Here is a 13900-nt window from a genome sequence, read left to right as displayed (position 1 = left end):
AAACAATCAAATATCGAAACATTTCTAAAATTGACCTGACTTTTTATAGGTAATGGATTAAACTAGTACTCATGGCGAATAAGCAAACAACTATTTAAGAACCAAAGGAGTTCGATTATCAATGCAAGATAATTCTATTCAATTAAACGCCATTTGGAATGATTTCCCATCTATTCAATCTGACCTAGCTGAAGTCATTACGGTGATTCAAACCGACCTTCAAGCTAAGAATGCCGATGTTCAAGCTGCGTTACTCGAAATGATGACAACTGGGGGTAAGCTTTTGCGCCCCGCATTAACCATTCTTATTGGTCAAATGGCACCCAATAACCACGACGATCTCATTCACTTAGCTGCGTCAGTTGAAATGCTGCACTCAGCTACCCTAATCCACGATGATATTATTGATAGTTCTTCAACCCGCCGCCACCACGCTTCTATACAAGCCCAACTAGGCCAGGATGTCGCAGTTTATGCTGGGGACTATCTTTTTGCAACAACCTTTCACATTCTCGCCAACCATACCCATGAAATGTCAGTGGCGCGTAAGGCGACGTCATTCTTAGAAGCAATTCTAAACGGCGAACTCATGCAACGATCACATTACTATAAATTGGATATGACCATTGACGAGTATCTTGAACAAATCGCGGGTAAGACTGCCGCCCTCTTTGAAATGGCGACTGAACTTGGACTTTCTGCCGCAACTGAACCAGTTGATGATGAAACCAAGGCTAACCTTTATACATTCACTTATAACCTCGGGATGGCTTTCCAAATTCTGGATGACTTGCTCGACTATCAAAACGATAGTGCTACCCTTGGTAAGCCAACTTTGAATGATATGCGTGAAGGTGTCTATTCCGCGCCGCTAATCTTCGCCATTCAACAAAGTGACCAGGTCCGCGAATTACTCAGGACCGGCGACGCCATCACCGATGCCCAAAGTGTCGAAATTGCTGACCTTGTTCATAGCTCTGGTGCCTTTGACCAGGCCTCTGAACTCGCATTGACGTATACCGACCGCGCGCTTGATGCTTTGGATACATTACCAGATAGTGATTCAAAGGATATGTTGATTGATTTAAGTGATCAATTACTTCATCGTATGTTTTAATATAAACAAAATCCCGATTAGCACTTTGCTAATCGGGATTTTTTTAAACTAAAATGCACCACCACCGCTAGATCCACCAAATCCACCGGAAGTTCCACCGGCCCCAAAGCTCAAGCCTGAGCCCGAGCTAGGCGTAGCCACAGCGGTATTCGTCCGAATTTGATATGGTCCAATCAACGCAAACGCAATGAGCAAATCATTCAGCGGCGCTGCTTCAACTGCCTGTAGATCTAACTTCTTTAATTCTTTGGCAACCGTCTTGCCTTCATCTAAGATAACGGCATATGCCATGAGGCGGTCCCATAACACGACTTCTTCGATTTCACGTTCTGGCATACGCCCAATCTGCCCCAACATGTTGGCATATTGATGCCATGCCAAGGCGTGTGGTAGCCCAACACCGGTGTAATCGTATTCGAGATAGCGTTGTCGCCAAAAAACAATCACCGCAGCGAGGACTACACCAATCAATGTACCGTACACTTGCGTCGGCGTTAACACACTTTCATCAATCGCAAGCAAAACAATCTGTCCGAGGAAAATCGCAATTAAGAGGTACCAACCAAACTTGATGCCTTTTTTTAAAGCCGAAATTTCTTTTAGATTTAGCCAAGTTGTTTGACTAGCCTGCTGGACCTGTTTGCGATACGTCCGAACTTGCTTCCGGTATGTTCTTGATTCTTGCTCCGATAACTTCAACTTTCGACTGCGTCGGGTCGCCCCCACCACCAATTCTTCACGGAACAGAATTTGCAGGGCCTGTTGTTCAAAGAGCGCTAAATCACTTGGATCCTTTACCAACTTAAATCGCTTATCTTTGCGTCTTCCCTGAGGGTCCTCTTCTACTGCCACATAGTGGCGCGCAATCATATCCATGTATGTTGCCGACAAGCTCCGCTCAGTGGGCATCCACTCCTCGGATAAACGTTCACCAACAACCGCAGGTGCGAGGTGGTCATCCGGAACATCGTATAGCCGACGATCATTACGCACAAACGCCACAAATGGGCGGGTACGTTTCCAGAACCACACTGCACTTAGTAAGCAGACCGCTGTTCCCGCAATGAGCACCCATTCAATGATTTGGACTGTTCGTTTCCGCTGGGCTGCTTGCCGTTGGAGTTGCGCCTCTTGTTTCAAAATCTTTTGACGCCCTTCGTCATTCACGCGATGCACTTGCGCATTCGGATTAAAAGTAGTCTTTGGCAACATCATGTGCAATTCAAGCGGACTTTGGCTTGGATAATCTTTTTGACTAAACGTCCAACGACTATGCGTGCCATCCCACTTCCCTTTGGTTGCAGTCTTACCATGTTGCCATGTTCGCGTATCGTTTAATGGTTGCTGGGGAAAGGCCACGGTGAGTTGCATCTGATCAAAGGGGACATCCCAGTTATTTCCAATGATGCGCCAATTCAATTCATCAACATCATTATAGGAATTAATTAAATTGCTCAACGTATATTGCCATGTCACCTGAATGGTATCACCCGCAGCTACTGGATGATACAACTTAAATCGTACGCCTTTTTCTTGGTCACTAGACGCTTGATAGGATTGCAGTTCTAACCCAGTATCGCCACCATTATATGGTTGCGCCGCCACCCCATTCACCGATGCTTGAACAGGACCGACTTGTTTCACATGCTCGCCTAATCCTTGTTGGAAATATACCCCATGCATGGATTTATTAAAAGCATAGGTCATCTTGACGGTAACATGGGCCGTCCCATCTTTTTGAAATTGGACGTGCTCGTCATACTTGGTGATGTCATATTGATCAGCGCTATCGGCAAAAGCAGTTGCCCCACCTACGCCAAACATCACAAATGCCACTAATACACCCAGCCACATTCGTAGCTTATTCTTCATGCCGTCCTCCTTATTGACGCAGTGGCAATGACTAGTCTTCTAAGTAGTCAAATTCCAATGCCGAATTCGCATTCAAATCTAAGCCAGCACGAGCACCATGACGGTATGCAATATCACCAGCAGCCCCAATCATCGCGGCATTATCACCAGCTAGGGCAATTGGCACGGGAATATATTCTGTGTCTGGGAAACGTTGCATCATCTGGGCAAGGCCGTCCCGCAAACCACGGTTCGCGGCGACCCCACCAGCTACAATAAAGGACTTCACTGGATAAGCTTCCAAAGCTCGCTCAGCCTTACCCACAAGAATTTCAACAACAGCTGCTTGGAATGACGTTGCTAAGTTATCCAAATCAACTGTTTCACCACGCTGTTCAGCATTATGCATGAGATTAATCACCGCACTCTTGATACCAGAGAAAGAGAAATCAAAATTATCTTCATTCAACATTGCTCGCGGTAAGTTATATGTGTCCTGACCTTGATGCGCCATTTCATCAATGATTTTCCCTGAAGGATACTTCAACCCCATTGTTCGACCCACTTTATCGTAGGCCTCTCCGGCAGCATCATCCCGCGTATCACCAATGACCAAGTAATCATATTCTTCACGCATTAAAACAAGTTCAGTGTGTCCACCAGAGACCATTAAAGCTAAGGCTGGATATTGAATTGGCTCGACAAAATTTGCGGCACTAATATGTCCCGCTAAGTGAATGACAGGCACGATTGGTAAATCATGTGCCCAAGCAATCGTCTTCGCTGCGGTTACCCCAATCAAAAGTGCCCCAACCAAACCAGGCCCTTGCGTCACAGCCACTGCGTCCAAATCATCATAGGTCACATGCGCATCTTCTAACGCTGCTTGTGCCAAAATCGTCACTTGTTCAATATGATGTCGACTGGCCACTTCTGGTACGATTCCACCGAAACGTTGGTGGGATTTAATTTGTGTGGCTGTTTCAAGACTAACGATTTCTGATCCATTGCGCACAATCGCAACACTCGTCTCATCTGCACTTGATTCAAATGCCATTATTAAACGATCTTCTGCCATGCTAACCTCCTTTTATATGTAATAATCCATCAAAAAAGCATCTTCTCGTGGATTTTGATAATAATCTTTACGTTCATGATAGACATTAAAGCCTAACTTTTCATAAACATGTTTCGCGGCCCCATTCGACGCTCGCACTTCGAGGAGTACGCGTGTCTTAGGGTCAAACCGAGTAAACCATTCGAGCAACAACTTTTGCCCAAGGCCTTGCTTTTGGAAGGCCGTTTTAATGGCAACATTGCTAACTGAGAGTTCGTCAATCACCAACGTGCCCCCAACAAAACCAATCGGTTCATCATCGCGGGTCAGCACCAAGTAATGCGTTAAGCGACTATTTAGGTCTCTTTCAAACGCTGCGCTTGTCCAAGGCGAACCACCATAGGCATCTTGTGCAATCGCAAATAATTCATCGGCCCCGGTTGCTGGGCGAAAGTTTAAGTTTGACATGCGGTTACTTCCTATTTGTTGTTCTTCAAGATCAACGCCATATCGTAGGCGTGTTGCTGCTTGCCGTAGTAGTTGCGGCGTTCCCGAATAATTTGAAAACCAAAACGTTCGTAAAATTGAATGGCGCGTTCATTTGACACGGCGACTTCAAGTGACACCCGACTAAAGCGACTTTGTTTAGCGAGTGTCATCAAATAACTCATGAAAAACGTCCCAACTTCACGACCTTGCCAATGTGGCGTGACTGTTATGTTTGTTAGGTGAACTTCACGAATTCCAGGTCGGAATGAAGCCCCCATAAACCCTACTAACGAATGTGTTTCCGGGTTACGTAACACCACATAAAGTCGTTCCCGGGTTCGGTTCAATTCTTGCTCAAAGATTCGGCGTGGCCAAGGATCAATGCCGCCATAGGCTTCACGCTCCGCTGCTAACATATCATCGAGGTCAGCCATCGTTGCACGGGTCATCATAAAGTCAGTCCCGTTAACCGCTACCGATTGACGAAATGCTTTGAGCTCCTTAGGAATTGGGTGCGTGTGCCAATAGAGCCAGGCACTAAAGTTTTTCCACATAATCAGCATCCCCTGCATCAGGATGTGCGCGGGCCCAATCAGCTTCCGCTTGTGACAAACGATGATATTTAGGGACAAAGCGATGGATGTCGTCCATATCTGTCAAAACATCAGCTGCTTGAACGAGTTCAGGGAGATGGCTCGCATGTGGCAAAACATCTTCGGCAAACTCAGCCGTTGGGAAATCAAATTCCAATTCATCTTGAAAATTTGCGTATTCTCCAGTAAAGGTCAAGTTCTCATGGAGCTGTGCCAGTTGTTCTGTTAAGACATCCAGATTACTATGTTCATCGGTAATAATGGGTACAAGTTCCCCATTTTGCCATTGGTAAGCCCCCGCATATAGATTTTGGTTGCGGGCATCCATGATTGGCACGATAACCTTTTTAGGATCGGTCACATTTGCGGCCAATAAAGCTAAACTTGAGATCCCTGCCAATTCCAAATTCAAAGTAAACGCAAGCGTCTTCGCTGTGGTCACCCCAATTCGTAAGCCAGTGTATGAACCTGGCCCCTGGCTGACCACCACTCGGTCAAGATCGGCTGGTTGCCAACCGGCCGCTTTGGTGAGTTCATCAATAAATGGCAAGAGTTGCCCAGAGTGATTGCGTGCGACATTTGCCTCACGCTGAGCCAACAAAGCCCCATCTTCAAAAATGGCGACACTTAAAGCCTGATTACTTGTATCAAATGCAAGTGTTTTTCCCACAATCCTCACCTCCCAGTAAGTCTATTTAATAACTATTTTAATGCAGTTCTGCATAAAAAAAAACCAGCTTGCCACTTTATCTGTCAAAACAAGCCGGTTTCATTTATTTTTAACGATCTTCATAGCCATGGGGGTGCTTTTGCTCCCAAGTCCAGGCCGTCTTAATGATAGTTTCCACATCATCATATTGTGGATTCCAGTTCAACACCTTGCGGGCTTTATCAGATGAAGCCACAAGTGAATCTGGATCGCCGGCACGACGAGGGCCAACTTCAGCTGGAATTTCCTTACCAGTTGCGTTACGGGCTGCTTCAACCATTTGCTTAACTGAGTAACCTGTAGCAGATCCAAGATTGAATTGGTTTGAAGGGTTTCCTTCAGCCAAATAATCCAACGCTAGGATGTGGGCATCCGCCAAATCCATCACATGCACATAATCACGAACATTGAAGCCATCTGGAGTGTTGTAATCATCACCAAACATCATAATCTTTTCACGTTGACCCAAGGCAACTTGTAAAATAATTGGCACAAGGTGCGTCTCTGTTGGGTGATCTTCTCCGATTGAACCATCGGCTTTAGCCCCAGCAACATTGAAATAACGCAACGCAACCCACTTCAAACCGTAAGCTTCATCGGCCCAACGCATAATGTGTTCCATTTGGAGCTTTGATTCACCATACGGATTAATTGGACGTTGTGGCGCTGTCTCAGTAATTGGGTTCTCTTCTGGCTCACCATAAGTAGCTGCCGTTGATGAGAAGACAATGTTCTTCACTTGGTGCTTAAGCATCACTTCAAGCAAAGCAATCATACCACCAGTATTATTATCAAAATACTTCAATGGATTTTCCATTGATTCTGGCACAATTGATGATGCTGCAAAGTGCACGACTTGGTCAATATCCTCAGCTTCAAATACCTTATCTAAGGCATCCTTGTCGCGAATATCTACTTCATAAAATGGGACATTTTCAGGAACTGCCTTACGGTGTCCCGTAAGCAAGTTATCAACGACAACAACGTCACGATCATCCGCAAGCAACCGATCAACCATGTGGGAACCGATATAACCAGCACCACCCAATACTAATGTAGCCATAGTTTTCTCCTCTATTATCTCTTGAACTTAAGCATCAACCCAATCGATTGTCGCTTCAGCTGACAATTGATCATCAACCATAATGCGATGCTTGGTCTGCAAATTCTCTGAATCCAAGACAATTTGTGATGTCACAATATCATCTTGACCAACTTCCTTTTCAAAGCGAATTTGAATATGCGTTGCCTCATGGGCATTTAAGAAGTCGGCCCCTAAACCATCAATCATCCATTCAAAATAACGTGAATTATTAACGTGATGGTTAAAGTCAATATCAGTATAACGCACTGCATACATTTGGTCATGTAGAATCTCGTCATCTGTATCAATACTTTCTGGACCAGGTCCACGCTTAATACGCTTAACGACATCAGGTTCATATCCCGAAGCCATTTCATCGGGAATGCGAATCATCTTACGTTTCGTCATATCCATCATGGCAAACAATGAATGAATTTCAATCAACTTTTCACCCTGCTCATCGTAAAAGATAAAATCACGATTAGCAAAGTATGAAGTAAATTCCTTGGCGATGGTTTGAATCTTAACCTCTTCACCAACCACAGGACGACGCATAATCTGAATATCATACTGGAGAACAATCCAGCCAAGACCATGTCCATGGACAAAATCATCACCAATTGACAATGAATCTGCATGCCGGTTTGAAGCTAAGATAGCGAGATTTAAAATCATCGGAATGCTCAATTTCGTCGTCATATCACATTCATAATATTTAATGACGTGGGTTGTATCGTAAACTTGACTCATTATTTCTGCTCCTCATATGTTTGATATAGCGCTTGCCGGTCGAGTTGGCGTAACTTTGAGACCTGCTTGACGGCAGCAGTTGTCTTCACACCAGATGCAACCAATGCTTTAATGGCATCAACTGGACTGAGCTCCGCTAATGGATCCGCTGCTTCAGCTGATTCTACGGGATGCTCATTCCCAGCAACCATCACGACAAACTCACCACGGACTTCATTTTGTTGTGCCCACGCGGCCACTTCAGCTGCCGTTCCACGAATGAACTCTTCATACTTCTTCGTCAATTCGCGTGCTAGACTCACTTTTCGGTCATCCCCATACACCGTTTGAATATTCGCCAACGTCTTTGCTAAACGGTGGGGCGCTTCATAGAACAAAATGGTTTCCGGCTTTTGTGCCAGGTCAGTCAACGTCTTCACTTGTTCTGATTGTTTACGGGGCAAGAATCCATAAAACGTGAATGGTTGTGGGCTCAATCCTGAAGCCACCAATGCAGTAATTCCAGCACTAGCGCCAGGTAACGGCACTACTTGAATGTCAGCTGCCAAGGCTGCCAACACTAACTCATGTCCTGGGTCTGAAATAGATGGCATTCCAGCATCCGATACTTGTGCAATATTTGTTCCGGCCTGTAGACGCTCCACTAATTCGGGGATACGATTTTCTTTATTATGTTCATGAAAGGAAATTTGTTTTGTCTCAATTTCAAATTGATTGAGCAACTGTTGCGTATGACGCGTATCTTCGGCTGCAATTAAATCAACTGCTTTCAAGGTATTCACTGCCCGGTAAGTCATATCCTCTAAATTCCCAATTGGGGTTGGGACCAAGTACAGACTTCCGGTAGTTTCTTTGGTAAAACTTCTTTGTTGCTGCATCTCTAACTTGCCATTGCTTTCTGACTCTTTAAGACAAAACTCTCTAGGGTCGTTTGGGGGTTTAAATTCATGTCTAGGGCACGGGGCATCATTAAGGCTAAGTCAACAATTTGGAGCCATTGTGCATCCGTTAGGGTTTGGGCAACTTGTTGCCATTGTGGCAACGCCGTAAAGCCTGACACCACTGTTCGACCTTGTCGGGCCAAAAGTGTATCGCGAGTTGCTTGAATGATCATATCTACTAACACTTTAATGGATTGTTCTTTAGCCAAGGGCATGAGTTCCGTTTGTACTAAAGTAAACGTTTGGAGGTCCTTACATAATAGAGCGGTCATAAAGTGTTCAACACCTTGGCGTGCCCGATCAAACCAATCATCAACCAGCCATTCTTGTGCCTGCGTCATATCATCTGTCAGATGTTGCGCTAACTGCGCATTGGCTGGCGAGTAGCCCATGTTCTGTAATTGTGCTTGAACTTGTTCCGCGGGCAGGGCGTTAAATTCAATTACTTGTGAACGTGAAATGATGGTGGGTAACATTTGTTGACGACTCTTAGCAATCAGAATGATCGTTTGTTGCCCTTGTGGTTCTTCCATGGACTTCAACAATCCGTTCGCTGCACTTGAAGTCATCGTTTCCGCTGCGTGAATAATTAAAACTTTGCGTTGACCTTCAACCGCCGTTTTTGATAATTCTCCCTGCAAAAAACGAATTTGATCGACCTTAAGGCTGTTTCCTTCAGGTGCGACTTCGACAACGTCTGGATGTTCGTGTTGTGCAATTCGCACGCACTGATTACAGGTACCGTCGGGGTCACCCGTTTCAGTTGGGTGTAAGCATAGCAACCGCATCGCTAACCAATCCGCTACCTCAGCTTGACCACGTCCATTCGGGCCGACAAACATAAAGGCGTGCCCCAACTGATTTTGAGCAATTGCACTTTCAAAATTCGCAATTATTTGCGGTTGATCATGGTGTGCTGTTGCAATCACTGTTGCGGCCTGCGTTGCCTCTGGCATGTTGCTTCCTCGCCTTCTTTAAAATTGATGAAACTGCGCGACATCTTGAACGAAGACGGTTGCACCACCAATTTCAACTTCCATTGGTGTGACTACAGCTGATTCAACTGTGTCCATGCTGTATGCTGGTGTCATCAAACGATCCCGCTTTTGCGCTGAATCTTTAATAATGGCCAATGCTTCATCGACCCGATCATCATCAATTCCAATCATAAATGTTGTGCTTCCAGCCTTTAGAAACCCGCCGGTTGAAGCTAAACGGGTTGCGCGAATATCAGCTTGCACTAACGCCTTCCCTAATTTCGCTGCATCTTGATCTTGTACGACTGCTGTAATCATCTTCATGGTCATGCCCCTCTCGTTATGCTTCAGTTGGTAGTGTCAAAATGTGTTGCATTGCATCCCAAGCATCTGCCACCACTTGTTCTAACGGTTGACTGGCATCAATCACCCAGAACCGGTCTGGATCCGCTGCAATTAAATCGTGGTATGCCGCATTCACGCGTTGATGAAAAGCCAGCGCTTCAACATCCAAACGATTAATCTCGTCTTGACGGGTCGCTTGAATGCGGGCTAAACCAACTTCTGGTGCTAAATCCAGATAAATGGTTGCTTGTGGTTGTAGTCCGTTGGTTGCATATTGATTTAAATCTGCTACTTTTTTGGCGCCTAATTCACGTCCGCCACCTTGGTACGCAATTGAGCTATCCAGATAACGGTCTGAAATAATAACCTTGTCATCGGCTAATGCTGGACGAATGGTTTCAACAACGTGTTGCCGGCGTGCTGCCGCATACAACATTGCCTCGGTCCACGGATCCATTGCAGGATAATCTGGGCTTAATACCAAATCACGAATGGCCTCCGCAACTTGATTGTCGCGCCCACCTGGTTCACGCGTAATCACTAATTGCTCTCCCAGTACCGGCGTGAGCCGATCTAAAATCGCGTGCAACACTGATGTTTTCCCAGCTCCATCAGGTCCTTCAAATGAAATGAATTTTCCCGTCATATTCTACACCCTCATCCTTTATTACTTTCTATTATACCATAGCAAAAAAAGGACTTAACCTAAAGCTCAGGCTCGTCCTTTTTAGCGTATTATTACATTTCTGGATGAATAAACGCAGTATGCCAACTTGCAGTGATATTGCGCTTACGGGCAGCCCGTAACAAAAAGAAGTATTTTTGCTTTTCAATCGCTGTTTGTGCTTTGATCATTCGTGGATCTGCATCACTTTCAAACATCGCTGCTTCCGATAGCTTGGCTTTTTCAAAGTTATACTTGGCATTTGCGATTCCATCCGTTAGATAATTATCAAACACGGCTGGATCCAAACGTTTTTTCTTGTTAATCCCAAACATGGTTAAAGTTCTGTCCTTCCTTCAACTGCCTTAATTAAGGTAATTTCGTCCGCGTAGTCAATATCACTACCAACAGATAACCCAGTCGCTAAACGCGAGACTTTGATGCCGGCTGGTTTCAATAGTCGTGACAAATACATCGCCGTGGCTTCTCCTTCAGCATTTGCATTGGTAGCAACAATGACCTCTTGAATAGCATCGTTCTTTTGTAGACGTGTTACCAGCGAATCAATGTTAATGTCATCTGGTCCTTTACCTGCCAAGGGTGACAACACCCCATGCAACACATGATAGAGTCCATGATATTCACCAGCATTTTCAATCGCCATTAAGTCTTTAACTTCTTCAACTACCAACACTGTCGTTTGATCACGGGTTGGATCTGTACAAATACTACATGGGTCAGTTTCAGTTAAATTCCCACAAATACTACAGAAGGTTAAATCACGCTTGGCCGAAATAAGCGCTTGGGCAAAACTGGTCACATCTTCTTCAGGCATATCAATCACATAAAAAGCTAATCGAGTTGCCGTCTTGACCCCAATACCAGGTAGTTTGGTAAAACTATCAATTAATTTTGCTACTGGTTCTGGATATTGCACAACGCTTACCTGCTTTCTATCTAATTAGAATCCGCCCATTCCCTTAGGGGCAAATTGTCCCAAACGCTTCTCAGTGTCATCTTCAATTTGTTTTAGGGCATCATTTACGGCAACCAAAACCATATCTGATAGTCCTTCTGGATCTTCAGGATCAATCACTTCAGGTTTTACTTGCATATCCAACATTTGACGGTCACCGTTAAATGTTACAACAACCATATCTTCAGGTGCTTTCCCAACGTACTCAGTTTCAGCAATCGCTGCTTGTTCTGATTGTACTTGTGATTGCATCTTCTTCATTTGCTTCATCATACCTTGCATATTTTGTCCACCAAACATCTTATCTTCCTCTTTTCTTTTAATTAATCATCTTGTGTTTCAACGAAATCTTGTCCAAAAATGGCTTGGGCTTCATTGACTGCTGGATTATCAGGCTCTGCCTGATCCGCCTGTTCAACTTCATCCATCAAGCCTTGCATCCCCGGATCATCGGCAACCGGTTGCGGACTTGTCTGCGCTTGTGGCGTTGCTTGTTCACCACGTGTTTCCTGCACAAACGCTGCTCGCATCTCAGGCCACTGTTCATTGGTAATAAAGACCAATTGGCGATCTTTATTTGATTCTGTTAGGACCCGAAGTTGCTTAGTCATCGTCGTTAACAAATCATTATTACGACTGGCATTGATTCGGATAATATCAAAATCAAACGCAATCACGAGACCATCCGGTGATGCTGCAATGGGACGTGCCACATTCAGCATCGCTTGTTGTGGTACTGGCAAACTGTTGACCAAATCAGACCAAACTGTTTGCACCCGACTCAAATCACCCCGTGTGGCTTCACGCAAAACGTTAAAGACCGCTGACTGCTCATCCAAAACCGTGATTTTTGTTTCAGCAGGTTTTTCAACCGGCTTTTTTGCTGGTTGTTGTGCTGGCGTATCAGGCGTTGCAGCTGTCGCTGTCACACTAGCAGGCGTTACTGATTCTGACGTTGGTTGCGTTGGTACCTCCGTCTGTGACTTAGGTGCTGCAGCAGTTGGCGTCGTTTGTGCTGGCGCAGGGGCTGGCGTAGCTTGTACCGGTGCGGCGCTGATACTTGCACCCGCATCAGCACTCAATTTAACCGTCAATACTTCTAAATAAACACTTGGCCGGTTCGTGTAGCGTAATTGTTGTTGCGTATCGCTTAGGATATCAATCATACGATACCACGTTTGCGCCGGCGTATTTTGGGCTAACTGTTTAAAATTGTCATCAGGCACTAACGTAATCAAATCTGGTGCTTCTGTATACAAGAGTAAATCACGCGCATAGCTAATCAAATCCTCAACGAAACGATTCACATCTTTTCCGGCATCAAGGATTTCTTCGACCTTCGCTAGGGCTAATTTTGTATCTTGCGCTTGCACGGCTTGTACGTACTTCCCTAACAGACTCTGCGTCACAGAACCAGTCACGAGAAGCGCATTTTCTAGGGTCACCGTATCATCACCAAATGATAAGACTTGATCCAGAATGCTTAGCGCATCCCGCATCCCACCATCAGCCGCATTAGCAATCACCCGTAATGCATCTTCATCATAGCTATCGCCAACTTGATCTAAGATATACGCCATGCGATTCATGGCATCTTGTGCACTGATTCGCTTAAAGTCAAAGCGTTGCGTACGTGAAATAATCGTTGCCGGGATTTTTTGTGGTTCCGTCGTCGCTAAAATAAAAATCACATTGGCTGGTGGTTCTTCCAAAGTCTTCAAGAGGGCATTAAAAGCTCCCGTTGAAAGCATATGCACCTCATCAATGATGTACACCTTATATTTCCCTTGGGTTGGCGCATAATTAACATCTTCACGAATTTGCCGAATTTCATCGACCCCATTGTTTGACGCGGCATCCATTTCAATCACATCTGCAAAAGAGCCATCATTAATTGCCAAACAAATCTCACAGGTATCATCTGGTTCCCCATCAACTGGGTGTAAACAGTTCACTGCTTTGGCAAAGATTTTAGCTGCTGACGTTTTCCCAGTTCCGCGAGGACCGCTGAAAAGATAGGCATGGGTGATTTGGTTACTGATAATTGTATTTCGAAGTGTTCGAGTCACAACTTCTTGACCAATCATGTCGCTAAACTTTTGTGGACGCCAGGTCCGATATAACGCTTGATATGCCATTTTCAACGTCCTCCTATTTGAAATCTATTCATTCTATTTTACCAGAAAATCCGATAAAAAAACGCCAGCCGATAAAATTATCAGCTAGCGACTTTATTTACTAAAGGAAGTGAAGCACAATACACGGTCTCCTTAGTGCTGCTGCCTTCCGACCCTGACACGGTTCGAAGTGCATACTTGCCTCACCGAAAATAATTATAACATGCACA

Annotated in this window: 16 protein-coding genes and 1 other RNA gene; 1 reads left to right on the top strand and 16 read right to left on the bottom strand. The window is 44.9% G+C overall.

Translation table 11 applies throughout. From position 1 onward, the window contains the following. Positions 1-121: 121 nt before the first annotated feature. Positions 122-1117, top strand: a complete 996-nt coding sequence (locus D3P96_RS01000; protein WP_124942568.1) for a polyprenyl synthetase family protein — start codon at positions 122-124, stop codon at positions 1115-1117. A 48-nt stretch (positions 1118-1165) separates the two neighbouring features. On the opposite strand, the gene D3P96_RS00995 is transcribed toward D3P96_RS01000, so the two are convergent. From D3P96_RS00995 to ffs, 16 genes are all read right to left on the bottom strand, one after another. Continuing rightward, the gene (locus tag D3P96_RS00995) at positions 1166-2989 is read right to left on the bottom strand and encodes a DUF2207 domain-containing protein (protein ID WP_124942567.1); all 1824 of its coding nucleotides are present in this window, start codon (positions 2987-2989) and stop codon (positions 1166-1168) included. Between the two features lie 31 nt (positions 2990-3020). Further along, positions 3021-4046: a tRNA (adenosine(37)-N6)-threonylcarbamoyltransferase complex transferase subunit TsaD gene (tsaD, locus tag D3P96_RS00990; RefSeq protein ID WP_124942566.1), complete on the bottom strand. Its 1026-nt coding sequence runs from the start codon at positions 4044-4046 to the stop codon at positions 3021-3023. 12 nt (positions 4047-4058) lie between these two features. Further along, positions 4059-4493, bottom strand: a complete 435-nt coding sequence (gene rimI, locus D3P96_RS00985; protein WP_124942565.1) for a ribosomal protein S18-alanine N-acetyltransferase — start codon at positions 4491-4493, stop codon at positions 4059-4061. A gap of 11 nt (positions 4494-4504) precedes the next feature. Then, on the bottom strand, positions 4505-5068 hold the full coding sequence (gene rimI / locus D3P96_RS00980; protein ID WP_124942564.1) for a ribosomal protein S18-alanine N-acetyltransferase: 564 nt from the start codon (positions 5066-5068) through the stop codon (positions 4505-4507). Next, positions 5052-5777, bottom strand: coding sequence for a tRNA (adenosine(37)-N6)-threonylcarbamoyltransferase complex dimerization subunit type 1 TsaB (gene tsaB / locus D3P96_RS00975; RefSeq protein WP_124942563.1), 726 nt, complete (start codon positions 5775-5777; stop codon positions 5052-5054). Before tsaB ends, rimI (D3P96_RS00980) begins: the two co-directional genes overlap by 17 nt. Before the next feature lie 109 nt (positions 5778-5886). Then, complete coding sequence (gene galE, locus D3P96_RS00970; protein ID WP_124942562.1) at positions 5887-6879, bottom strand: UDP-glucose 4-epimerase GalE; 993 nt, start codon at positions 6877-6879, stop codon at positions 5887-5889. Positions 6880-6906: 27 nt separating this feature from the next. After that, the gene (locus tag D3P96_RS00965; protein ID WP_124942561.1) at positions 6907-7650 is read right to left on the bottom strand and encodes an acyl-[acyl-carrier-protein] thioesterase; all 744 of its coding nucleotides are present in this window, start codon (positions 7648-7650) and stop codon (positions 6907-6909) included. Continuing rightward, on the bottom strand, positions 7650-8528 hold the full coding sequence (gene rsmI, locus D3P96_RS00960) for a 16S rRNA (cytidine(1402)-2'-O)-methyltransferase (protein WP_124942560.1): 879 nt from the start codon (positions 8526-8528) through the stop codon (positions 7650-7652). Before rsmI ends, D3P96_RS00965 begins: the two co-directional genes overlap by 1 nt. 2 nt (positions 8529-8530) lie before the next feature. Beyond that, positions 8531-9547: a DNA polymerase III subunit delta' gene (holB, locus tag D3P96_RS00955; RefSeq protein WP_124942559.1), complete on the bottom strand. Its 1017-nt coding sequence runs from the start codon at positions 9545-9547 to the stop codon at positions 8531-8533. An 18-nt stretch (positions 9548-9565) separates the two neighbouring features. Further along, entirely contained in the window at positions 9566-9892 is a 327-nt protein-coding gene (locus D3P96_RS00950; protein WP_124942558.1) for a cyclic-di-AMP receptor, read from the bottom strand. A gap of 16 nt (positions 9893-9908) precedes the next feature. Next, the gene (gene tmk, locus D3P96_RS00945; protein WP_124942557.1) at positions 9909-10559 is read right to left on the bottom strand and encodes a dTMP kinase; all 651 of its coding nucleotides are present in this window, start codon (positions 10557-10559) and stop codon (positions 9909-9911) included. Positions 10560-10651: 92 nt separating this feature from the next. Continuing rightward, on the bottom strand, positions 10652-10912 hold the full coding sequence (locus D3P96_RS00940; RefSeq protein ID WP_124942556.1) for a YaaL family protein: 261 nt from the start codon (positions 10910-10912) through the stop codon (positions 10652-10654). Positions 10913-10914: 2 nt separating this feature from the next. Then, a complete protein-coding gene (gene recR / locus D3P96_RS00935) occupies positions 10915-11514 on the bottom strand; it encodes a recombination mediator RecR (RefSeq protein WP_124942555.1) in 600 nt (199 codons plus the stop codon). 24 nt (positions 11515-11538) lie between these two features. Next, positions 11539-11853, bottom strand: a complete 315-nt coding sequence (locus tag D3P96_RS00930) for a YbaB/EbfC family nucleoid-associated protein (protein ID WP_124942554.1) — start codon at positions 11851-11853, stop codon at positions 11539-11541. Between the two features lie 23 nt (positions 11854-11876). Next, the gene (gene dnaX, locus D3P96_RS00925) at positions 11877-13691 is read right to left on the bottom strand and encodes a DNA polymerase III subunit gamma/tau (RefSeq protein ID WP_124942553.1); all 1815 of its coding nucleotides are present in this window, start codon (positions 13689-13691) and stop codon (positions 11877-11879) included. A 103-nt stretch (positions 13692-13794) separates the two neighbouring features. Continuing rightward, an RNA gene (gene ffs / locus D3P96_RS00920) (signal recognition particle sRNA small type) lies at positions 13795-13880 on the bottom strand. Between the last annotated feature and the right edge of the window lie 20 nt (positions 13881-13900).

The organism is Weissella viridescens (assembly GCF_003862435.1).
In the GTDB taxonomy this organism is placed as follows: Bacteria; Bacillota; Bacilli; order Lactobacillales; family Lactobacillaceae; genus Weissella; species Weissella viridescens_A.
Note: the sequence above shows the minus strand (reverse complement) of the source record. Positions and strands in the feature narration are given on the sequence as shown.